The organism is Paraburkholderia strydomiana (assembly GCF_046030495.1).
Lineage (GTDB): Bacteria > Pseudomonadota > Gammaproteobacteria > Burkholderiales > Burkholderiaceae > Paraburkholderia > Paraburkholderia strydomiana_A.
In genome coordinates this window covers 105,051-125,938 of record NZ_JAQQCJ010000018.1, presented here as the reverse complement: position 1 = coordinate 125,938, position 20,888 = coordinate 105,051, and the positions used below count along the sequence as shown (strand labels likewise).

At 65.2% G+C, this 20,888-nt stretch carries 18 protein-coding genes; 7 read left to right on the top strand and 11 right to left on the bottom strand.

Translation table 11 applies throughout. From position 1 onward, the window contains the following. Positions 1–78: 78 nt before the first annotated feature. From PQQ53_RS23395 to PQQ53_RS23385, 3 genes are all read right to left on the bottom strand, one after another. Positions 79–1,392, bottom strand: a complete 1,314-nt coding sequence (locus PQQ53_RS23395; RefSeq protein WP_408145219.1) for an MFS transporter — start codon at positions 1,390–1,392, stop codon at positions 79–81. 71 nt (positions 1,393–1,463) lie between these two features. Beyond that, the gene (locus PQQ53_RS23390) at positions 1,464–2,744 is read right to left on the bottom strand and encodes a CaiB/BaiF CoA transferase family protein (RefSeq protein ID WP_408326482.1); all 1,281 of its coding nucleotides are present in this window, start codon (positions 2,742–2,744) and stop codon (positions 1,464–1,466) included. Continuing rightward, positions 2,741–4,507 (bottom strand): acyl-CoA dehydrogenase family protein, encoded by a 1,767-nt coding sequence (locus PQQ53_RS23385; RefSeq protein ID WP_408326479.1) that lies wholly within the window; start codon positions 4,505–4,507, stop codon positions 2,741–2,743. Before PQQ53_RS23385 ends, PQQ53_RS23390 begins: the two co-directional genes overlap by 4 nt. 109 nt (positions 4,508–4,616) lie before the next feature. Between PQQ53_RS23385 and PQQ53_RS23380 the strand changes: the two genes are divergently transcribed. Continuing rightward, complete coding sequence (locus PQQ53_RS23380) at positions 4,617–5,543, top strand: LysR family transcriptional regulator (RefSeq protein WP_408326476.1); 927 nt, start codon at positions 4,617–4,619, stop codon at positions 5,541–5,543. Here the strand turns inward: PQQ53_RS23380 and PQQ53_RS23375 are convergent. Continuing rightward, entirely contained in the window at positions 5,513–5,830 is a 318-nt protein-coding gene (locus PQQ53_RS23375; protein WP_408326473.1) for a single-stranded DNA-binding protein, read from the bottom strand. The genes PQQ53_RS23380 and PQQ53_RS23375 overlap by 31 nt on opposite strands. A 711-nt stretch (positions 5,831–6,541) precedes the next feature. On the opposite strand from PQQ53_RS23375, the gene PQQ53_RS23370 reads away from it, so the two are divergent. Continuing rightward, a complete protein-coding gene (locus tag PQQ53_RS23370; protein WP_408145209.1) occupies positions 6,542–6,844 on the top strand; it encodes a hypothetical protein in 303 nt (100 codons plus the stop codon). A gap of 744 nt (positions 6,845–7,588) precedes the next feature. On the opposite strand, the gene PQQ53_RS23365 is transcribed toward PQQ53_RS23370, so the two are convergent. Then, positions 7,589–8,527 (bottom strand): LysR family transcriptional regulator, encoded by a 939-nt coding sequence (locus PQQ53_RS23365; RefSeq protein ID WP_408326470.1) that lies wholly within the window; start codon positions 8,525–8,527, stop codon positions 7,589–7,591. Between the two features lie 370 nt (positions 8,528–8,897). After that, positions 8,898–9,809: a LysR family transcriptional regulator gene (locus PQQ53_RS23360; protein ID WP_408326467.1), complete on the bottom strand. Its 912-nt coding sequence runs from the start codon at positions 9,807–9,809 to the stop codon at positions 8,898–8,900. Between the two features lie 137 nt (positions 9,810–9,946). On the opposite strand from PQQ53_RS23360, the gene PQQ53_RS23355 reads away from it, so the two are divergent. The 3 genes from PQQ53_RS23355 (at position 9,947) to PQQ53_RS23345 (ending at position 12,381) form a co-directional block, all read left to right on the top strand. After that, positions 9,947–10,690, top strand: a complete 744-nt coding sequence (locus PQQ53_RS23355) for an SDR family oxidoreductase (protein WP_408156683.1) — start codon at positions 9,947–9,949, stop codon at positions 10,688–10,690. 85 nt (positions 10,691–10,775) lie between these two features. Continuing rightward, the gene (locus PQQ53_RS23350; RefSeq protein ID WP_408326464.1) at positions 10,776–11,672 is read left to right on the top strand and encodes an SDR family oxidoreductase; all 897 of its coding nucleotides are present in this window, start codon (positions 10,776–10,778) and stop codon (positions 11,670–11,672) included. A 154-nt stretch (positions 11,673–11,826) separates the two neighbouring features. Further along, a complete protein-coding gene (locus PQQ53_RS23345; RefSeq protein ID WP_408326460.1) occupies positions 11,827–12,381 on the top strand; it encodes a hypothetical protein in 555 nt (184 codons plus the stop codon). A gap of 43 nt (positions 12,382–12,424) precedes the next feature. Here PQQ53_RS23345 and PQQ53_RS23340 read toward each other — a convergent pair whose 3' ends face one another. The 3 genes from PQQ53_RS23340 to PQQ53_RS23330 form a co-directional block, all read right to left on the bottom strand. Further along, on the bottom strand, positions 12,425–13,450 hold the full coding sequence (locus PQQ53_RS23340; RefSeq protein WP_408326457.1) for an aldo/keto reductase: 1,026 nt from the start codon (positions 13,448–13,450) through the stop codon (positions 12,425–12,427). 155 nt (positions 13,451–13,605) lie between these two features. Then, entirely contained in the window at positions 13,606–15,321 is a 1,716-nt protein-coding gene (locus PQQ53_RS23335) for a tetratricopeptide repeat protein (protein ID WP_408326455.1), read from the bottom strand. A 268-nt stretch (positions 15,322–15,589) separates the two neighbouring features. Then, on the bottom strand, positions 15,590–16,156 hold the full coding sequence (locus PQQ53_RS23330; protein ID WP_408145193.1) for a DUF4142 domain-containing protein: 567 nt from the start codon (positions 16,154–16,156) through the stop codon (positions 15,590–15,592). 395 nt (positions 16,157–16,551) lie between these two features. Between PQQ53_RS23330 and PQQ53_RS23325 the strand changes: the two genes are divergently transcribed. After that, positions 16,552–17,523, top strand: a complete 972-nt coding sequence (locus PQQ53_RS23325; RefSeq protein ID WP_408145192.1) for a chemotaxis protein — start codon at positions 16,552–16,554, stop codon at positions 17,521–17,523. A 119-nt stretch (positions 17,524–17,642) separates the two neighbouring features. Here the strand turns inward: PQQ53_RS23325 and PQQ53_RS23320 are convergent, their stop codons facing one another. Both PQQ53_RS23320 and PQQ53_RS23315 read right to left on the bottom strand, forming a co-directional pair. Continuing rightward, positions 17,643–18,725: an asparaginase gene (locus PQQ53_RS23320; protein WP_408326453.1), complete on the bottom strand. Its 1,083-nt coding sequence runs from the start codon at positions 18,723–18,725 to the stop codon at positions 17,643–17,645. 109 nt (positions 18,726–18,834) lie between these two features. Next, entirely contained in the window at positions 18,835–19,764 is a 930-nt protein-coding gene (locus PQQ53_RS23315; RefSeq protein ID WP_408326451.1) for a LysR family transcriptional regulator, read from the bottom strand. Between the two features lie 132 nt (positions 19,765–19,896). Between PQQ53_RS23315 and PQQ53_RS23310 the strand changes: the two genes are divergently transcribed. Next, entirely contained in the window at positions 19,897–20,811 is a 915-nt protein-coding gene (locus PQQ53_RS23310) for a DMT family transporter (protein WP_408326448.1), read from the top strand. The last annotated feature ends 77 nt before the right edge of the window (positions 20,812–20,888 follow it).

The window sequence follows — 20,888 nt, the reverse complement described above, 5'->3', positions numbered from 1 at the left end:
CGTGGGGTTAACCACGAAAATCCGGTTTCTTGGCCTTAATTCGCGGCCCGCCTGCCGGGCCGCGTATCGGGAAACCGCCTAGGCCGCTTCGGCGACGCCGTGCGCCGCGCCCCGCTTGCGGCGTTCGAGCGTGCCGATGCAGACCAATGAAACGCCCGCGAGACAGCTATAAAACACCGCAAGCGGCCACCATGCACCCGGATAGTGATGCGCGAGCACGGTACCGATCAACGGCGTCAAGCCGCCGGCCAGCGCGGCGCACATCTGGTACGACAGCGAGATGGCCGAATAGCGCACGCGCACCGGGAACGCGGTCGACATGAAGCCGGCCATCACCGCGTACGAACTCGACATGCACATCACCGCCAGCGCGATGCCGGTCACGATCGCCACCGGCCGCCCGGTCGAGACCAGCGCGAACATCGGATACGGCGACAGCATCGCCAGCGCCGCCGCGCCCTTCAGGAAGCGTCCGGTGCCGATGCGTTGCGCGAACCAGCCCGAACCCAGCTGCGTGAACAGCTGGATGAACGCGACCACGAACAGGGCATCGAGAATCAGCGAACGATCGAGGCCGAGCGTCTGGGTCGTGTAATTGAGCATGAACGTGTTGACGAACCACGCGCCCGCCACGCCGATCACGTTTGCACCGAGACACAGCAGCACGGTGCGCCACGCGTCGCGCACTACTTCGGCGACAGGCAGCGCGGCCACGCGCCGCTGCGCCTTGAGCGCGTCGAATTCCGGCGATTCGCCGACGCCCGAGCGGATCAGCAGCCCGACCACCAGCAGCACCGCGCTCGCGAGAAACGGCAGGCGCCAGCCCCAGCCGAGAAACGCGTCCTTGTCCATCGACGCCACCGCGCGAAACGCCAGCAGCGACAGGATCAGACCCGCCGGACTGCCGAGTTGCGCGAAGGACGCGAAGAACGTGCGCTTGCCCTTGGGCGCATGCTCGCTCGCCATCAGCACCGCGCCGCCCCACTCGCCGCCGATCGCAATGCCCTGCGCGACGCGCAGCAGCACCAGCAGCACCGGCGCCCAGATGCCGGCGCTCGCGTAGGTGGGCAGCAAGCCGATGCCGACCGTGCCGACGCCCATGATCGCGAGCGTCGCGACCAGCGCCTTCTTGCGTCCGATGCGGTCGCCCAGATGGCCGAACACCAGCCCGCCGAACGGCCGCGCGAAGAAGCCCACCGCGAAGGTGCCGAACGACGCGAGTGTCGCGAAGAACGGGTCGCTGCCGGGAAAGAACAGCTTGCCGAATATCAGCGCGGACGCGGTGGCGTAGATGTAGAAGTCGTACCACTCGATGGTGGTGCCGACGAACGCGGCGGCTGCCGCGCGCCTGGGTTGACGGGTTGCTGCGTGATCGTCTGGCTCGCGATGCATGTCTGTGTCTCCGAGATCGTTCTTGTGTCAAAAGCGCGGCTTCTGCGTGCCGTCGCCGGAAAACGTGCGCGTCAGCTTTCGACCCTGCCGGCCTTCAGTACGCCCGCTTCGAACAGACGCTGCTGGGTCGCCGCGTCGATACCCAATGCGTCGAGCACGTCGCGCGTATCGGCGCCGAGCGACGGCGGCGCGTTGCGATAGGTCGCCGGTGTGCGCGACAGCTTGATCGGCGACGCGGTGCCGCGGTACTCGCCCATCTCGATCACCATGCCGCGATGCAACGTATGCGGATGCCTCGCGACGACCTCGACGGTTTGCACGGGGCCGCACGGCACGCCCGCGTGGATCAGCGCCTGCGCGAGCGGTTCGCAGTCGTGCGTGGCGAGCAGGCTTTCGAGCGCCGCCTTCAATGGCTCGCGATGCGCGCAGCGGCTGCGGTTGTCGGCGTAGCGCGGATCGTCGGCGAGTTCGGGCGCGCCGAGATGCGCGCACAGCTTCGCGAACTGCCGGTCGTTGCCGACCGCGAGAAAGATCGGCGCAGTTGCGGTGCGGTAGCTGTCGTACGGCGTGATGTTCGGATGCGCGTTGCCGCTTCTCTGCGGCGTGCGGCCCGAGCCAAAATAGTTCGGCAGATGCGGATGCAGCAGCGACACGCCGCAGTCGTAGAGCGCAATGTCGATCGACTGGCCGCGCCCGCTCTTCGCACGCTCGGCGAGCGCGAGCAGAATGCCGGCGAGCGCGTTCAGACCCGTGACCATGTCGACGACCGGCAGGCCGACACGCGTGGCCGGTCCGTCACGCTCGCCGTTTACGCTCATCAGGCCGGTCATCGCCTGGATCGCGGCGTCGTAGCCGGGCAAGCCGCCGAGCGGGCCGTCCGGACCGAAGCCCGATACGGCGCAATGAATCAGTGTCGGAAAGCGTTCGCGCAAGTCGCGTTCGTAGTCCATGCCCCAGCGCGCGAGCGTGCCCGGCTTGAAGTTTTCGACCAGCACGTCGGCGTCTTCGAGCAGCTTCCACAGGATCGCGCGGCCTTCGTCGCGCGACAGATCGACCGCGATGCCCTGCTTGTTGCGGTTCACACCGGCGAAGTACCACGCGGTGTCGCCGTAGAACGGCGGACCCCAGCCGCGCGTCTCGTCGCCGTCGGGCGGTTCGAGCTTGATCACCTGGGCGCCGTGATCCGCGAGTGCTTGCGTGCAGTAAGGGCCGCCGAGCACGCGGCTCAGGTCGATGACCTTGATGCCTTGCAGTGCGCCCTGGGTGGCTTGGGTGGCTTGGGTGGCTTGGGTCGCTTGGGTCGCTTGGGTCGCTTGGGCGGTTTGCGCCGCATGGTTCAGGAATCCGGTCATTGCGCGCCTCCGGCCGGCAGCAGTTGCAGGGCCTGATCGAGCGTCACGTCGCGGCCGTCGACCAGCGCGTCGATCACTTCGCTGTCGTCCGTCGCACGACGAACGTCGAGCGGATCGGACGGCAAGAGCTTGTGCCGCACCACCAGATGCGCGAGCGCCAGACGCCGGTAGTCCGGCGCGAGGCGCGCGCCTTCGCACGCCATCAGCACCGCCGTGCTCGCGTGATACAGCGCCGAGCCGGCCTGCCGCACCCATTCGTCGCGGCCCGATTCGGCAACGCTCGCCAGCGCGTCGCAAGCGCGCGTCAGGATCGAGCGCAGCAGCGCCAGGCTGGCCGCAGGCAAGCCCGCCGCGCCAAGCAGGTCTTGCAGATAAGCACGCAACGGTTCGAGCGCGCCGTCGCGCTTCGCGGCCCGCGCGATGTCGAGCGCGACGATGTTGCTGGTGCCTTCCCAGATCGAGCCGAGATGCGCATCGCGCACGAGCCGCGCGTCGCTCCATTCCTCGATGTAGCCGGTGCCGCCGCGCACTTCCATCGCGTCGCCGGTGACGCGGCGCGCGTCGCGGCAAGCGCGGAACTTGATCAGCGGCGTGAGGATGCGCACGCACTTCGCCGCCGCGCGATCGCCCGCATCGGCCTGCGGCAGCAGCAGCGCGATGCGCATGAACATCGAACGCGCCTGTTCGGCGGGCAGCATCATCTTCATCAGTTGCCGCTGCATCAACGGCATGTCGATCAGCTTGCGGCCGAACGCCTCACGATTGCGCGCGATGTGCAGCGCCTCGGTCAGCGCACGGCGCATCAGCCCCGCCGCGCGCACGCCGTTCGACAGCCGCGACATGTTGATCATGTCGGCCATCTGATGAAAGCCGCGCCCCACTTCGCCGATCAGATACGCGTGCGCGCCTTCCAGCACGATCTCGCCGCTCGCCATCGAACGGCTGCCGAGCTTGTCTTTCAGACGCACGATCCGGTAGCGGTTGCGCGAGCCGTCGGGCAGCGTCTTCGGCAGCAGGAACAGGCCGAGGCCGTTGATGCCGGACGGCGCATTGTCGGGACGCGCGAGCACCATCGCCAGATCGGCATCGGCATTCGAGCAGAACCATTTGTCGCCGTACAGACGCCACGCCGCGTCGCCGTTCGCATCGGTTTCGAGTGCCGCACGCGTGGCGATGCGCGCGACGTCGGAGCCGGCCGCCTGCTCGGTCATGAACATCGCGCCTTGAAACAGCGTGTCGAAATCGCGCGAGGCCAGCATCGGCAGAAAGCGCGCGACCAGTTCGGGCGCGCCGAATTTGCGCAGCGTGCGCGTGAGCGAATCGGTCATGCTGACGGGGCAGCACAGGCCGAATTCCGCCTGCACGAACAGGAACGTCAGTGCGTATTTGACGAGCGGCGGCGGTGGTGTCTTGCCGTCGCGGGTGTCGTGGCTCAGCGACGCGAGCCCCAGCTCGGAATACGCGACGCGTTCCAGCGCGACGTAATCGGGGTGCTTGTCGATGCTCTGCAGCGCTTCGCCGCGGCGCGTGCGATGGCGCAATTGCGGCGGGTTCCGGTCGGCGGAAAGCGCCCATACGTCGAGTTCGTCGGATGCGCGCTGGCCCAGCTCAACGAGCTGGCTTTCGAGTTCACGGTATAGCTCGTCGCCGAGATGCAGCCTGATGAGGCGCGCGAAATCCGGATCGCTCGTGAAGAAGTTGATGCCCCGGCTATCGGGAATGTTGGACGAGCCGTGCACCGGCTGCGCGATGATTTCGCTCATGCTTGTCTCCTGTCTTGTGGGAAGAGCATAGAAGCGGCTTCGATAATCGTCTAATACAACTTATATCCGGTACGATAGACACAGCTTATCGATAACAACGGAGACTGCCGTGGACCTGAAGCAATTGCGCTATTTCGTGGCGGTCGCCGAGGAACTGCATTTCGGCCGCGCGGCCAAGCGGCTGTTCATCTCGCAACCGGCGCTGAGCTTCGACATCCGCAAGTTCGAAGAGCAACTCGGCGTGCAACTGCTCGCGCGCACCAACAAGTCGGTCGCGCTGACCAACGCCGGGCAGGTGCTGCTCGGTGAAGCGCGCCGCCTGCTATTGCAGGCGGGCGAAGCCGAACGCATCACGGTGCGCTCGGCGCACGGCCTCGCCGGCCGTCTGCGGATCGGCTTCGTGAATTCGATGTTGTACCGGGGCATGCCGCAGGCAGTGAGCCGTTTCGAAGCCGACTATCCGGGCGTCGAAATCGTATTGAAGGAGATGAACACCAGCGAGCAGGTGCATGCGATCCAGCGGATGCAGATCGACATGGGTTGCGCGCATTGGGGCAACTTCCCGTCCGACGTCACGTCCACCCCGGTGTTTTCCGAGCCGTTCCTGTGCTGCCTGCCGGTCGATCATCCGCTCGCGCGCAAGCGCCGGGTCGATCTGCGCGCGCTCGCGCAGGAGCCGTTCATTCTGTTTCCGCGCACCGTGTCGCCGCATTATCACGATCTGATCATCGCGCAGTGCGTGAGCGCGGGGTTCAGTCCGTTGATTCGCCATGAGGCGCGGCTGTGGCAGACCGTCGTCACGATGGTCGGCTTCGGCATGGGGGTCGCGCTGGTGCCGTACACGTTGCGGCAGGTGCAGGACCCGCGCGTGTGCTTTTTGCCGCTGCGCGGCGAGACGCTGCTATCGCAAGTGCTGCTGTTGCGCAGGAGCGGCGATGCGGAGCCGGTCGCCGACCGCTTCGTCGAGTACCTCGACGAAGCCGCCGGCAAGTCCGCGAAACCGCCTCATTCGCCGCCGTCGAGGCGCCCGGCGTAGGCGCTCAACAGCTTGTGGGCGATCATGTCCACGGCCGGTTTGACGAGGCCGTTCTTGTCGGTCCAGACTTTGGGCGTCAAGGTGCCGCTCAGGGCGACGCTGTCGGCGTCGCTCAAGGCGAGCAGCGCGGTTTGCACGTCGTCGTCGAATGCAATCACGTTGACGAAGATCGTGTCGCCGTCGTTGGTGGCCGCGCGCACCTTGCAGGTGACGAAGCGCCTGCCGTTCTGCCCCGTGCGGATCTGAGCCTCGCCGTATAAACGTCCGCCCACCAGTCCTTCTATCATTGTGTCGCTCCAGTTATTGCGTGTCCCCAGGGAGTTTTGCTTTGGATGCGTTCCGAGGGTACTTCATTCGGGCGCACTTCCGGGGCACATCCTTGCGGTATATCGTGCGAAAGGCCCGTCGGCCAGCGCGGTGCGTATGATCCCATGAGAAGCCGCTCGGCTCGCAGAGAAAAACAGGTGCGTGCAGGTCAGCAGGATAGCGCCTGGCTGGCCCGCGCTCGCCGTGGATCTTTCCTCGCCCGTCACGCTATATGCCGCTTGCCGGTCAGTGACTCGTCATTCGGCCGTCGCGCGTCGCCAATCGTGGGGAGGTCGATTACAAGTTTGCTCACCTTGTCGCGAGTCACGTAGCTTGCACCGCGCAACGCTGCAAGACGCCGGCCTCAGATCGGACCGGGACCCATTGAAGGTAACCCCGAAAATCGAAATTCACCCTTGCGAACAATGCGCTTAATTATCTACGACCGCGCTTCTAAACTTGGCATCACCTGCTATGGATTCGATCCCGTGCTGTCGGCGCATGGTATGCCGTCAATACAGTGCAATACCGGCCTGAGAAGGCTTATTGTGCGTCGCGCGAGCTGATCGGGACATAGAGGGCATCGTGGGCCTGAACGAGGTGCCGGTCACGCAGGTCGGCTTTACACCGCGATGGAGAAATACGAATGGATCGTTGAGTCGAAATCCAGTCCAATCAAGGAGGAGCAGATTATGAACAAGCCAACCAGCGCATTCATCGCGGCCGTCGCTGCGCTCACGCTGTCGGCCGGCGCGTATGCACAGAGTAACAACACGCTGGCGACCCCGAGCACCGTGTCGCCGGTCCATACAACGAACACGACGAGCGGCTACGGCACGCCTGGCGTCACCAACTCGGACAGCGGTATGGGCGCCGGGTCACCGAACTCGGGCCTGCCGGGTAGCACGAACAATAGCTCGACGTCCCTCACCAACGCTCCCGGCAGTCACAATACGCTGGCGACGCCGACCACCGTGTCGCCGGCTGCCCAATAACCGCAATTCAGGACGACAACCAGCCGCAGCCGCAACCAAGCGCCAGGCGACTGCGCGCTTCAATCGCGTAGGGCGCAGTTGTAATTGTGAACGGTGCCCCGTTTCGCGACTAGCGGAAGTTTCGCGACTAGCGGGAGCTGGTTAGTACGATCGACCTGCACGGCTCCATGCTGTCGAGCGTCACGACAGCCGATGGGCGCGCGAACAGTTCAAGCCTCGGCAGAGCGATGCATCAAGACGCTTAGCGTGTGTCGTAACGGATTATCCTCACGAAATCCGTAAATCTGAAATTCGGGTTCCTCATTCGCCACCTGTCGCAAGAAAGACCGCTGTCCTGACAGACAGCGGTCTTTGTTTCTCCCCGACTTCTCCCCGGCCTCTTCCTGGCAGCGGCTTGCGTCACACCGACGGCTTGCATGCCCGTAGGGTGACGAATAACAGCGACCGGCGACACGTTTAAGCGACGGTGGAAACAGGTTAATGCAACTGGCCCGACCTGCCATCACGCGCCGAATGGCCGAATTCGCCCCAGCGTTGAATGACCGCTTCGCGGAAAATCGGGGAACCGAAATGGGTCAAGCAGAGACGCTCGCTGTTACGCGGCCCCCTTCGCACCGACGAGGTCGTGCAACGTCAAGTGAACCAGAACGCAGACAGCTCGCCACTCAAACGAAACGCCGGCTCAACGTTAAACGACCAACGCGGCCACGGAGCGCCCGCAACGACAACGCCACCACGTCCACTTCAACGCTGAACGCCTCCCGACTCAGGCGTCATATCCACACCGCGCACGAGCCGCTTCGCCAGCCGCGGTTGCCGCAACTGTTCGAGCCACCATTGCAACGCGCGCCCTTCGTGATCGCCGCGCCACGCGACGTACAACACGTTCGGCTCGCGCGGATCCGCAGTCGTCTTCTCAACCAGCTCGCCCTGCTTCAATAGCGACGCCACCCGCTGACGCGGCAGCCACCCCACTCCCAAACCGTCGCGCTGCGCGAGAATCTTTGCCCGCATGCTCGGCAGCGCCAGCGACGCCTGCCCGCCCATCACGCCATAAGCCCGCCCCGCCGTGGTACGCGACGAATCGGCGACCACCACCGCGCGATGTTCGAGGATCCGTTCGCGGCCGAGCGGCCCTTCGACAGCCGCCAGCGGATGACGCGGCGACACCGCGAACACCCAGTCCATTACCCCGAGTTCGAACCAGCGCAGGCCGGGAATCGCCGGCGGCTCATTGGTCGCGCCGACGATCAGATCCGCACGGCCGTCGCGCAACGCTTCCCAGGTGCCGCTCAGCACTTCGTGCGTGAAGCGCAACTTGACGCCCGAGTTCAGCGCATCGAACGCACGCACTACCGGCATCAGCAGCTCGAATTCGAGGATCTCATCCGTGACCACCCACAGCCGGTCCTCCCAGCCGCTCGCGATCTGCTTCACGCGCTGCGTCATGCGCGCCATGTCGAGCATCAGGCGCGCGGCTTCGTCGGCGAGAAGCTGGCCGGCGGGCGTCAGTTGCAGCCGGTAGCGGCGCCGGTCGAACAGCAGCGCGTCGAAGCGCGTTTCGAGTTGCCGCGCGGCATGCGACACCGTGGACGGCGCCTTACCGAGGCGCGCCGCCGCGCGCGACAGGCTGCCGGTTTCGCGAATCGCGTCAAGCAAGGCCAGTTCGTCTTCGGACAACATGTTCCATTCCTTCGAACGAGTTCGACGCAAAGATGGTACGGCAAAGCGATGAAGCGAGTCCACTATAGCGATATCGCGGCTGAAAAGAGGCCGAATAGATCGCGCGATGCGCCTTCAGAAAAATCGCACGAGTGATCCGGAAGGCAATCTGATCCATATCTTTGGACCGCGTGAGGCAATGATGTAAGTGTGGGAGTGGGTCGCGCGGGTTTGTCGCGCGCAGGCGGTAGCTGCCGTGCATCCACCTGAGTGCCCTTGCTCACGTCGAGCGCCGCGTCGCCTCACCATAAAGCCATCCACACGAGCCCACTGACAGACGCCGTTGCGCTCGCGCCCCCGCCTCGCCACAAAGCCGTCCGCACAGCCCCATTCACGCGCCCTCCCGCGCCGACTCCCCAGCCGCCTCGAAAATATCCCGCAACCATTGCGCAAACACCCGCACACGCGACGACAACTGGCGGTTTTGCGGATACAGCACCGAAACCGGCATCGGCGGCGGCGGGAAATCCGCAAGGATGATCTTCAGCCGCCCCGCTGCCAGTTCCCCCGCGACCCGGTATTGCGGCACTTGCACGATCCCCAGTCCGGCGAGCGCCGAACCGGCATAGAGATCGGCCCCCGTCACCGACACCGCCGACGGCAGCACCATCGCCGTATCCCGCCCGTCGATGCGGAATTCGAGCGGCACCGGCTTGCCGGTCGCGCTCGACACGTAGTTCACCGCACGGTGCGTGGACAGCGCAGTCGGATCGGCCGGCTCGCCATATTCCGCGAGATACGTCGGACTCGCCACCGTCACTTGCGGCAGTTGCGCGACGCGCCGCCCCACCATCGACGAATCCTGCAGATTGCCCGCGCGCAGCACGCAGTCGATCCCCTCGCGCACCAGGTCGACGAGGCGGTCGTCCTCACCGATCGTCAGCTCGATCTCGGGATAGCGCGCGAGAAACGCCGGCAGCGCCGGCACGACGAAGTGCCGCGCCAGCGTGCCCTGCAGATTCACCCGCAACAACCCCTTCGGTGCGAGATTCGAGAACGAACCCTCGGCCTCTTCCATGTCGGCGATCAGCCTTATGCAGCGGCGGTAATACGCTTCGCCGTCATGCGTGAGCCGCACCGTGCGCGTGGTGCGCTCCAGCAGCCGCGCGCCGAGCCGCTGCTCCATGCGCTTCATCAGATTGGTGACGGTGGCGCGCGGAATCTGCAGGTCGTCCGACGCGCGCGTGAAACTCTGCCGCTCGGCGATCCGCACGAAAACCCGCATTTCCTCGAAACGATCCATGGTCGGCATCCCGGCGGCCGGGCGCCGCCCATTATTAAAGCAAATGGAATGATCATGCTCATTCTAACGTGATTATCTATGCCGAAAACGCGTCCATGATTCACCTCACCTACTCACCACCTCGAAGGAAACGAATCATGAACACGCTCAACAACGCTCAAGTCGCCATCGTGACCGGCGCATCCCGTGGCATCGGCGCGGCGGTCGCGCAACGTCTCGCGAAGGACGGTTTCGCGGTTGCCATCAACTACGCATCCAGCTCGGCCGAAGCCGATGCATTGGTGAGCGAACTCACCGCCGCGGGCGGGAAAGCAATCGCGGTGAAAGCGGACGTGTCGAACGCCGACGACGTGCGCCGTATGTTCGACGTCACCGAACAGCAACTCGGCAAGGTGGACGTGCTGGTCAACAACGCCGGCGTGCTCAAGACCTTGCCGCTCGCCGACACCAGCGACGCGCTGTACGACCAGACCTTCGACATCAACGTGCGCGGCACCTTCAACACGTTGCGCGAAGCGGCCGCGCGGATGAACGACGGCGGGCGCATCGTCAACTTTTCGAGCACCACGCTCGCGCTGAACATGCCGGGCTACGCGATCTACAACGCAACGAAGGCGGCCGTCGAAGCCTTCACGCATGTGTTCGCGAAGGAACTGCGCGGCCGCAACATCACCGTCAACGCGGTGGCGCCGGGTCCGATCGCGACGTCGCTGTTCCTCGACGGCAAGACCGACGAGCAGATCCAGAACTTCGCGAAGATGCCGCCGCTGCAACGCCTCGGCCAGCCGGACGATATCGCGTCGGTGGTGGCGTTCCTCGCAGGCGCGGACGCGGGCTGGGTCAACGGTCAGATCCTGCGCGCGAACGGCGGCCTCGCCTGAGGCGATCGATTCGCTGCGGGCGCGCCCCGCGCGGCTTTCAAGGCCATCACATCGTCAATTGAATTGAATCGAATCGGAGGAAAAAATGCGCAAGAACGTCATCCTGGTCACGGGCGCCGGTACGGGCATCGGCAAGCTCACGGCCCAATCGCTGGCCGAGGCCGGCCACGTCGTCTACGCGACGATGCGCGACGTCGACGGCCGCAACAGGCCGCGCGCCGATACATTGCGCGCGCTCGCTCAAGCGCAGGACCTGCAGTTGCATCCGCTCGAACTCGACGTGTTGTCGCAAGACTCGGCCGATGCCGCCGCCGCGACGATCGTGCGCGAGCAGGGCCGGCTCGACGTGGTGATGCAGAACGCGGGGCATCTGGTGGTCGGCCCGAGCGAAGCGTTCACGCCGGAAGAAATGATGAAGGTATTCGACACCAACCTGTTCGGCGCGCAGCGCGTGAACCGCGCCGTGCTGCCTTACCTGCGTCAGCAGGAAGCCGGCCTGATGCTGTGGGTCAGCAGTACGACGACCAAAGGCGGCTTTCCGCCCTTCCTCGGTCCGTATGGCGCGGCGAAGGCCGCGATGGATTCACTCGCGGTCACACTGACGTATGAGATCGCGCGCTTCGGCATCGAAACCTCGATCGTGGTGCCGGGCGCGTTCACGCGCGGCACCGAGCATTTCCCGAGCGCCGGCAAGCCCGCCGATACCGAACGCGCAGCGGCGTATGCGCGCTATGACGGCGTGATGGACCGCATCGGCGAGCGCCTGTCCGAACTCACGCCGGACGACGCGACGCCGCAAGCCGTCGCCGATGAGATCGTGCGGATCGTCGCGCTGCCGTCGGGCGAGCGGCCGATGCGCTCGGTCATCGACTTCGTCGGCGACGGCGCACGCGAAGTGCTCGAAGTATCGGAGCGCGTGCGCATCGAGTTCGCGCGGCGCATTGGTATGGGGGATTTGCTGGAGGCGCGGGTTAAGCGGTGAGTGACGAGGGGGTGGTTGGGAGGCGAGATCGGTGATCGTGTATGCGTGGGTGGTTACCGCTTGCCATTCCCATTCCGCCACGCCCCGCACTCACCCCACGATTCCCTTACCGCCTCCACCTTCCCGGCCCCATCCCTACAGGACCCGCAAACTCATGCCCCGCCCCATCCTGAACGCAATCGCAGCCCTCCTGCCCCTGCTCGCCACCGCCTGCGATGCCGGCCAGCCGCCGCCCGACGCGTCCCTCTCCACCCGGAGCACGACCATGGAACCTTCGGTCACTTATCTTCATCTGTTGAAACACACGCCGTTCTTCACGAACCTGACGACCGGGCAGTTGCGCTGGGTCATCGGTCATTCGCATGAATGGGAAGCGCGCGCCGGCACGGTCGTCGCCGAACGCGACGGCAACGCCGCGAGCGGCGCGCAGGATCGGGCAATCTGGATTCTGCTGGACGGCGGCTGGCAACTCGAAGCCGCCGGTCATACGTACCCCGCTGATCACGCGAGCGCGGGCAAGTGGTTCAGTGCGGCGATGACGGATCGGCTATGCCGCCTCGTCACGACCGAACACAGCTACGTGATGAAAATCGAACGCGCCGACTTCGACGCGATGCTCGCGCAAGGTTTTGCGTTCGGCCCGCATATCGACGCGGGCCGCCACTACTATGGCGAACTCTTCGCCGCTCCGGTCTCACTCGCACAATGACGCCGAACCGGAACGTATCGCTACGGCACGAAAAACGGCGCGCTCACACCGCCTTCGGATTACGCTCCTCGAATCCTTCCTGGTGCCAATAGGGATAAGCGGGACGCACGGCGCTCGCCGCGTCGAGTTTCGCAACCTGCTCGGGCGTCAGGTTCCAGCCGACCGCGCCGAGGTTCTGCCGCAGTTGCTCCTCGTTGCGCGCGCCGATCAGCACCGTCGACACCGTCGGCCGTTGCAGCAGCCAGTTCAATGCGATTTGCGGCACCGTCTTGCCGGTTTCCGCGGCCACTTCGTCGATGGCATCGAGCACGCGGAACAGATACTCGTCCGGCACCGGCGGACCCATGTCGGCGGTCTTGTGCAGCCGGCTCGAATCGGGCAGCGGCTGGCCGCGCTTGATCTTGCCGGTCAGACGTCCCCAGCCGAGCGGGCTCCACACCACCGCACCCACGCCCTGGTCGATGCTGAGCGGCATCAGCTCCCACTCGTAGTCGCGGCCGACCAGCGAGTAGTAGGTCTGATTCGCGACATAGCGCGGATAGCCGTAGCGGTCCGCGACATCTTGCGACTTCATCAGATGCCAGCCGGAGAAATTCGACACACCGGTGTAGCGGATCTTGCCGGCGCGCACGAGATCGTCGAGCGTCGACAGGACTTCGGCGACCGGTGTTCTGGCGTCGAAACCATGCAGTTGGAACAGGTCGATGTAATCAGTTTGCAAGCGCTTGAGCGCGGCGTCGACCGCCTGGATCAGATGGAAGCGCGACGAACCGACGCTGTTCGGGCCGTCGTCGAAACGGAAGGTCGCCTTGGTCGAGATGATCGCCTTGTCGCGCTTGCCCTTGAGCGCTTCACCGAGCACCGATTCCGATGCACCGCTCGAATAAATGTCCGCGGTGTCGAACATCGTGACGCCCGCGTCGAAGCAGATGTCGATCAGGCGGCGCGCTTCGGCGACGTCGGTGGCGCCCCACGCCTCGAAAAATTCGCCCTTGCCGCCAAACGTGCCCGTGCCGAAACTCAGGACCGGCACCTTGAAACCGGATGCACCCAGATGTCTGTATTCCATTGATGAATCTCCGTGGCCTAGCCGTCGATAAGCGGATGCTCAGTCTACGCGTGTCTGGGCAAATGCGTCGGCGGGGAAGGCTGGGAATTGGCGGCAACGCGATGCACGACGAGCGGGTCAACCTCACCGTGCATCAACAGGCACAAGCGGCCTCCCTACTCCCCCTCTCTCGTCAACGCGTTCAACGCTTCGCGCGTGGCCCGCATCACACTGTCCCAATCCCCTAACGCCGGCTGCCTGAACAGCCGCGCGTGCGGATACCACGGCGTATCGCTGCGCTCCAGCAACCAGCGCCAGCAGGTGTCGAAGCGGTTCAGAATCCAGACCGGCTTGCCCAGCGCGCCGGCCAGATGCGCAGTCGACGTATCCACCGAAATCACCAGATCGAGGTTGGCAACCAGCGCGGCGGTATCCGCGAAATCGTGCAGGTCTTCCGTGTAATCGACGACGCACCCGCTCAACGCGCTGCCCGCCAACTGCGACGCCGCCGCCCCCTTTTGCAGGCTGAAAAAGCACACGCCCGGCACCTCGACAACCGGTGCGAAACGTTCGAGCGCAATCGAGCGGCGCTCGTCGATCCTGCGCAACTCCGCGACGTGCGAGCGGTTTTCGCCCGCCCACACGAGGCCCACTTTCAGACGCCGATCGGCCTGCGCATCGATACGCTCGCCCCATGCGCGCACGGCCTCGGTATCCGCGAACAGATAAGGCGTCGACGCGGGAATGCTCGCTTCGTCGGTCCTGAACGCGAGCGGCAAACTCAGCAACGGACAGTGGCAATCGAACGGCGGCAACGGCTGACCCGCTTCGACCAGCTGGCCGACACCGTCGAGCGTGGTCATGAGGCGCATCAGCGAAGACGGCACTTCGAGCACGACCTTCGCGCCGAGCTTCGACACCAGCGCGGCATAGCGGCAAAACTGCAGCGTGTCGCCGAGCCCCTGCTCCGCATGCAACAGAATCGTCTTGCCGTCGATGGGAAAATCGCCGAGCCACAGCGGCTGCGCGAAACCGCGCCTCGCCGCCTTGATCCGGGCGCGCTCCCAGCGCGATTCGTATTGCCGCCAGCCGGCTTCGAACTGCCCCATTCGCAGCAGACATAGCGACTGATTCCAGCGCGTTTCCACCGAACCGGGGTCGAGCGCGAGTGCGCGCTCATAACTCGACAGCGCTTGCGCATGCTGATCGAGGTCGCTCTGCGCGAGGCCGAGATTGCTCCATGCATCGACGAAGGCCGGCGCCAGTTCCAACGCGCGCCGGTAGCTGTGCTCCGCTTCTTGCGGCCGGTTCATGTCGGCGAGCACGGTGCCGCGATTGCTCCACGCCGCGGCATAGTCCGGGCGCAATGCAAGTGCGTGATCGAGGTCCGCGAGCGCGTCGCCGGCGCGGCCCATGTCGCGCAACAGGCACGCGCGATTGTTCCAGAACGGCGCGGCCTCCGGCATCGACGCGATGGCGCGATCGAAAGCGGCAAGCGCGTCGAGCGACCGGTTCAGACCGGCCAGCGCATTGCCGCGATTGTTCAATGCATCGGGGAAATTGGGCTGCAATGCGAGCGCGCGATCGGCGCTGGCAAGGCCTTCGGTGTAGCGCTGCTGTGCATTCAGCGCGTAAGCCAGGTTCGAATGAACGGGCGCCTGTTTCGCGTTGACGGCCAGCGCCTTTTTGAGCAGATCGCTGCCCTCTTGGGGACGGCCCGTTTGCAACGCGAGTTCGCCGAGCCATTTCAATGCGTCGAAATGGCGTGGCTTGAGTTCGAGAATCTCGCGATAGAGTTCTTCGGCCTCGACGATCGCGCCGTTCTGCTGCAGCGCGACGGCCTGCCGAAGCATGTAGTCCAACTGTTGCGGCAGATTGCCGGGCTTGTTCATACGGTCAGCTTCGATGGGATGCGCGAGAAATCGCCGGTGCGGTGCCGATGCGCGCGGCGTCCGGACAGACGCGGCGTGTAGCACGCAAGAAAAGAGCGATTATCGTCGAAAGCACCGCTTCGAACCACTGCCGGCATGCGGCGCGCAAGCGTGGCACGCCGGTTTTGCAGCAGGCCGGACACTCCCGCCGTCCGGCCCGTACGACACGCGTCGCGTCTTACGCATCACACATAGGCGGCGAAACATGACGCAACGCGCATCACCCCCCTTACTGCGCCGTGCCCGACAGATGCTTGCGCTTCGCGAGGTCCTGCGCCATCGCGTAATGCTGCTGAATGGTCGGCAGCGCCTTCTTCGCCGCGTCCTTCAACTGCTCGTCGCGGCCCGAGGCGATTTCCGCCTGGAACGCCGACAACGTCTTCTGTTCGCCGGCAAGCGCGACCTGTTCGATATACGTCTTGTCGAACTCCGCGCCGCGCAGATTGTTGATGCTCGCGAGCACCGCCGCGTCGGGATCGTTCTTCGGCACGTCGACGCCGCGCGGGCTCGCTGCGCGCAGCGCGTCCGAGATCTTCGCGTTATCGGTCGAGACGCGTTCGGCAAATGCCTTCACGTCGCGGTCGGTGGAACGCGACGTCGCGATGCGCGCGGCGTCGCGCTGCGTCGCGATGGCCTTGGTGCCGTCCGCGATGAACGTCTGGTCGGCGGCATGCAGGCGGGCCGTGTCCGCCGCTGCCGGTGCGGCTGTGGTGGTCTGAGCGCTGGCCGCGGTGGCGACAGCCAGAAGGCCGGTCATGCAGGCGCTGGCGATGGTGGCGAGAGGCAAGCGGATCATACGTTCTCCTTGAGGTGGAAGCGAAACAGCAGCGATGCGTGTGCGCGTCGAACATCACGCTGCGGAAAAAATTGCAGCCCGGCCCGAAGGCCGCCGACGGCGCCACGCTTTTATCGCTGTCGATTCTAGGAGGCGTGCGAAAGACCATGTGAAACGGTGCTGTCGCTTCTGTAACCTTAGGTAACCTTCATAACAATGCCTTGACATGCCGGTATCGCGCGTACTTTCCGCGTCCCGCCCGACGCCTGCGCGTTAGCGAGACGATGCGATTAAAACAGCGAGGAACCCCTGAATTTTTCTCCAATGGCGCCGATAACCGAAAGGTAAGCCACGCGCCAGGGGCCGACGCAACACTGCCTGGCGCACGACACACGGCGCAATCCTGGAGAGATTCGATGGCGGAAGAACAGCGAGCCAATCACGAACGCAGCAACCTGACCAGCTCCAACAAATTCGAGTTGTTGCTGTATCGCCTCGGCAGCGTGCCGGGCAGCGATGCGCATGAGCTGTACGGAATCAACGTCTTCAAAGTGCGGGAAATCTCGACCATGCCGCCGGTCACGCCGATCGCCGGTTCATCGCCGTTCGTGATGGGCGCGGTGGATATTCGCGGGCAGATCATTCCGGTGATCGACTTGCCGCGCCTGATGGGCTGTGAGCCGACCCGCGGCCTGAACATCCTGCTGGTCACGGAATTCGCGCGTTCGACGCAGGCGTTCGCCGTCGAGGAAGTGGACGATATCGTGCGGCTGGAATGGAACCAGGTGCTGTCCGCCGACGGCACCGCGGGCGGCAATCTCGTCACCAGCATTGCGCGCATCGACGGCAATACGGGCGATTCGCGGCTCGCGCAGGTGATCGACGTGGAGCAGGTGCTGCGCGACGTGTTTCCGTCACAGCACCCGAGCGTCGATCCCACTTCGGTCGGTGAGGCGCTGGGCATCCGCCCTGGCGCGAAGATTCTCGCCGCCGACGATTCCGGTTTCGCGCGCAAGCTGATCGAGCAGGCCTTGAGCGCGATCGGCGCGGACTACGTGATGACCAAGACCGGCGAAGAGGCCTGGAATACGTTGCAGCAGGTCGCGCGTGAAGCGCAAGCGAGCGGCGCCCGGGTCAAGGACCATATCGCACTGGTGCTGACCGATCTCGAGATGCCGGAGATGGACGGCTTCATGCTGACGCGTCAGATCAAAGCCGACGAACGGACCCGCGACATTCCAGTGATCATCCATTCATCGTTGACGGGCGCGGCGAACGAAGCGCACGTGAAGAATGCCGGCGCGAATGGCTACGTGGCGAAGTTCGCCGCGGCCGAGCTGGCCGATGCGATTCGGCATGCGCTGGGCGCGGTGCCTGAGGCTGCTTGAGGTGGTGAGAGGTTGCGGGTGGTCGATTACGCTCGCCCGGAAGATCGCTTAGGTTCGGCCCGGCGCGAACCGCATCGAGATCGAGCGGGCCGCGCCATGAAGGCGATGCAGCGCCGCCTCTATCGACGCGACGCGAGTTCCACCGAGAAGGCCACACGCCCCGTTTCGACACCCATCGTGTTGAGTCGCTTCGGTGCGTGAAAACCTTCGAGCTTCGCACGTTGCTCCGTCGTGCCGATATCGAGCAGCACAAGCAGTTCCGCGGCCACCGCATAGAGCATGGCGAGATTGCCGTCCTCGATCTTCACCGCGATGCCGAGCGCGCCAGCCGCGCCCAGGCGCGCGGTCTGCGCCGACGCGCGCACGCCGAACGCATAACTGCCGTCCGCGCCGACCTTGCCGACCAGCGCGCCGTCGAACGCCTGCATCAATACCGTACAGAATCGGTCCACGCCGCCCACCAGTTCCGGATACGCCGTCATCGCGCGATAAATGCGTGCGAGCGCAGCCGTGCGCGGCGCTACCGATGCGGCCGCCGATGACGCCGTAACCTCGTCCTGCGCGGCAGCCAGCTTCGCGAACATACGCGCGAGCCGGTCTAGCGGAAAAGCCGGCGTCGGCAGATTGCAGCCATCGGTCGACCACAGCACCGCGTCGGCGGGCAGATCGCATACGTCGGCAACGGTCTGCTTCACGCGCGTCTGCATCGGATGCCCGGGCCGTTCGTAGCCGTCGAGCGCCGCGCCGATCGCCCGCGCCCCGGCCAGCATGCCGGCGTGCTTGCCGGAGCAGTTGCTGCATACGCCGCCCGGCTTGAAATCGCGCTTGAGCCAGTCGATATACACCGCATCCGATAGCGGCGGATGGCCGCCGCAGCGCAGATCCGCTTCGCTCGCCTGCGCTTTCGCCAGCATGCCGCGCGTGCGCTCGATGTGACGCGCCTCGCTGCTGTGCGACGCGCACATCAGCGCGAGATCGGCTTCATCGAAACCGAAACGTTCGAGCGCGCCGGTTTCCAGCACCGCCAGCGCTTGCGCCGGCTTCGCCGCGGAACGCGCAAGCGTCACGCGCGCCGGATCGCCGAACGAATACAACAGGCGGCCGCTCGCGTCGACTACCGCGACATGCGCGAGATGCGTGTTTTCAATCGCCTCGCCGCGATAGACGGTCGCTGCGACCGGCGCGGTTTCGTGCAGGGTCATGCTCGTTCTCCTCATGAGCGCCGCGGCAGTGCGAGCGCACTGAATCGTCGGCGGCGCGAGCGATTCTACGTTCGTTTCGCAACTCGAACCAGGGTGCAGTCACGTTGCGTCAGTTTGCATCGAGACGCTCGCGCAGATGCTCGACCAGGTAATCGATCAACGCCCTTACCTTCGGCGGCAAAAAGCGGTTCGGCGGATACAGCAGCCACACCGTGCCCTCGTACGCGCGCGCTTCGAGACGCCAGTCCGGCAGTACCTGCACCAGCTCGCCGCTCTGCAACGCGGGCACCGCGGCAAACTCCGGCACGCTCGCGATGCCGAAGTCCTGCTGCGCGGCTTCGAGCCGGGCCAGCGCATGGTTGGCGATGTAGCGCCCCTTCACATCGACGCTTTGCGTTTCCGCGCCGCGGCGAAAGCGCCAGCGATTGTCGTCGGCGGTTTCGCCGAGATAGATGCAGTCGTGCTTCAGCAGATCGCGCGGCTGCGCAGGCGCGCCGCGCGCGCGCAAGTACGCGGGCGACGCCACCAGCAGCCAGCGCACCGCGCCGAGCCGCCGGCCCGCCAGACCTTGCGGCGGATGCTCGGTCAGACGGATCACGAGGTCGACGTCGTCGGCGAGCGGGTCGACGTCGTGGTCGGTGAAGAGCAGTTGCAGATCCACTTCGTCATACGCGCGCAGGAAGCCGGCGATCAGCGGATGAATCACCGCCTTCGCGAACTGGGTCGGCGCGCTCACGCTCACCTTGCCTTGCGGCCGTCCGGCCAGTTGCCCGGCGGCGTCGACCGCACCCGATGCGGCGCTCACCATGTCGCGGCAGAACCGCACCACCTGCGCCCCCGATTCCGTGACCCGCACCGTGCGCGTGGACCGTTCGAGCAGACGGGTCGCGAGCGCGTCTTCGAGCCGCTTGATCTGCCGGCTGACCGTGGACGGCGTGCTGCCCAACTGACGCGCGGCTACCGAGAAATTGCCGGCATCGACGACGCGTGCAAACACCGCCATGTCCGGCAGCAGCGCGAAAAGCTCGGTTGGGGTCATCGTGGCAGGCCCTTTCGGCGGGATATCGATTAATGCATTTGCGACATAAATGTTGTGCGCATCGACCCAATTATCGCCTCATACGCAAAGCTCGACAATACGCATTCCGTTGCTCGCGGTCGAGGTCTTTCAATGTCGAAACAAGAACGTCTGCTCCTGCTGTCCGATCTGATGCTGCTCGCGGTCGCGGTGGTATGGGGGACCAGTTACGGTGTCGTAAAAAGCGCGCTGGTGTTTTATCCGGTGCTGGGTCTGCTGGCGCTGCGCTTCGGCGTCACGTTCGTGATCCTGTCGCCCGCGTTGCGCCATCTGCGCGCCGCCGACGCCCGCACGCTGCGCGGCGTGCTGATCGCCGGCCTGCTGCTGCTCGGCATCTTCCTGTGCGAAACCTTCGGCATCCTGATGACCCGCGCGGCCAACGCCGCGTTTCTGATCAGCCTGTGCGTGGTGTTGACGCCGCTCGTCGAATGGTTGCTGCTCAAGCGCCGGCCGAGCCGCATCGAATGGGTCGCGGTGGCGCTGTCGCTGTTCGGCGCCTGGCTGCTGGCCGGCGACGGCGCGCTGAGCTTGAATCCGGGCGATGCACTGATCCTGCTCGCCGCGTTGCTGCGCGCATTGACCGTGTGCGTGACCAAGCGCGTGATGCGCGATTCAGCGCTGCCGCCGTTGTCGGTGACTGCCGTGCAGTCGGGTGTGGTGGCGTTCGGCAGCGCGGCGGCGGCCTGGCTGTTTGCGCCACATCAGCAATGGCAAGCCGTGCCGACGCTGAGCGGCCACGCGACGTTCTGGGCCTACGTCGCGTATCTGGTGCTGGCCTGCACGCTGTTCGCGTTCTTCGCGCAGAACTTCGCGATCAAGCGCAGTAGTCCGACGCGCGTGTCGCTGCTGATGGGCAGCGAGCCCGCGTTCGGCGCGCTGTTCGCGTGTATCTGGTTAGGTGAACGGATTTCGACGACCGCGTGGATCGGTGGCGCGCTAATCGTCGCCGCGTCGATTCTGGCGACGGTACGTTGGAGTGCCTGGCGCACGAACGTCGCGCAGGCCTGACGGGGAACTGGCGCGGCGCGATACCGGCGACGGCGCTCTGGCACAGCTGGCGTGCGAGCGCCACGCGGGCGTGATGA

What these genes read in the sequence shown, in the direction of transcription:
- PQQ53_RS23395 (WP_408145219.1), bottom strand. Translation starts at nt 1,392, where the DNA reads ATGCATCGCGAGCCAGACGATCACGCAGCAACCCGTCAACCCAGGCGC.
- PQQ53_RS23390 (WP_408326482.1), bottom strand. Translation starts at nt 2,744, where the DNA reads ATGACCGGATTCCTGAACCATGCGGCGCAAACCGCCCAAGCGACCCAA.
- PQQ53_RS23385 (WP_408326479.1), bottom strand. Translation starts at nt 4,507, where the DNA reads ATGAGCGAAATCATCGCGCAGCCGGTGCACGGCTCGTCCAACATTCCC.
- PQQ53_RS23375 (WP_408326473.1), bottom strand. Translation starts at nt 5,830, where the DNA reads ATGATAGAAGGACTGGTGGGCGGACGTTTATACGGCGAGGCTCAGATC.
- PQQ53_RS23370 (WP_408145209.1), top strand. Translation starts at nt 6,542, where the DNA reads ATGAACAAGCCAACCAGCGCATTCATCGCGGCCGTCGCTGCGCTCACG.
- PQQ53_RS23365 (WP_408326470.1), bottom strand. Translation starts at nt 8,527, where the DNA reads ATGTTGTCCGAAGACGAACTGGCCTTGCTTGACGCGATTCGCGAAACC.
- PQQ53_RS23360 (WP_408326467.1), bottom strand. Translation starts at nt 9,809, where the DNA reads ATGGATCGTTTCGAGGAAATGCGGGTTTTCGTGCGGATCGCCGAGCGG.
- PQQ53_RS23355 (WP_408156683.1), top strand. Translation starts at nt 9,947, where the DNA reads ATGAACACGCTCAACAACGCTCAAGTCGCCATCGTGACCGGCGCATCC.
- PQQ53_RS23350 (WP_408326464.1), top strand. Translation starts at nt 10,776, where the DNA reads ATGCGCAAGAACGTCATCCTGGTCACGGGCGCCGGTACGGGCATCGGC.
- PQQ53_RS23345 (WP_408326460.1), top strand. Translation starts at nt 11,827, where the DNA reads ATGCCCCGCCCCATCCTGAACGCAATCGCAGCCCTCCTGCCCCTGCTC.
- PQQ53_RS23340 (WP_408326457.1), bottom strand. Translation starts at nt 13,450, where the DNA reads ATGGAATACAGACATCTGGGTGCATCCGGTTTCAAGGTGCCGGTCCTG.
- PQQ53_RS23335 (WP_408326455.1), bottom strand. Translation starts at nt 15,321, where the DNA reads ATGAACAAGCCCGGCAATCTGCCGCAACAGTTGGACTACATGCTTCGG.
- PQQ53_RS23330 (WP_408145193.1), bottom strand. Translation starts at nt 16,156, where the DNA reads ATGATCCGCTTGCCTCTCGCCACCATCGCCAGCGCCTGCATGACCGGC.
- PQQ53_RS23325 (WP_408145192.1), top strand. Translation starts at nt 16,552, where the DNA reads ATGGCGGAAGAACAGCGAGCCAATCACGAACGCAGCAACCTGACCAGC.
- PQQ53_RS23320 (WP_408326453.1), bottom strand. Translation starts at nt 18,725, where the DNA reads ATGACCCTGCACGAAACCGCGCCGGTCGCAGCGACCGTCTATCGCGGC.
- PQQ53_RS23315 (WP_408326451.1), bottom strand. Translation starts at nt 19,764, where the DNA reads ATGACCCCAACCGAGCTTTTCGCGCTGCTGCCGGACATGGCGGTGTTT.
- PQQ53_RS23310 (WP_408326448.1), top strand. Translation starts at nt 19,897, where the DNA reads ATGTCGAAACAAGAACGTCTGCTCCTGCTGTCCGATCTGATGCTGCTC.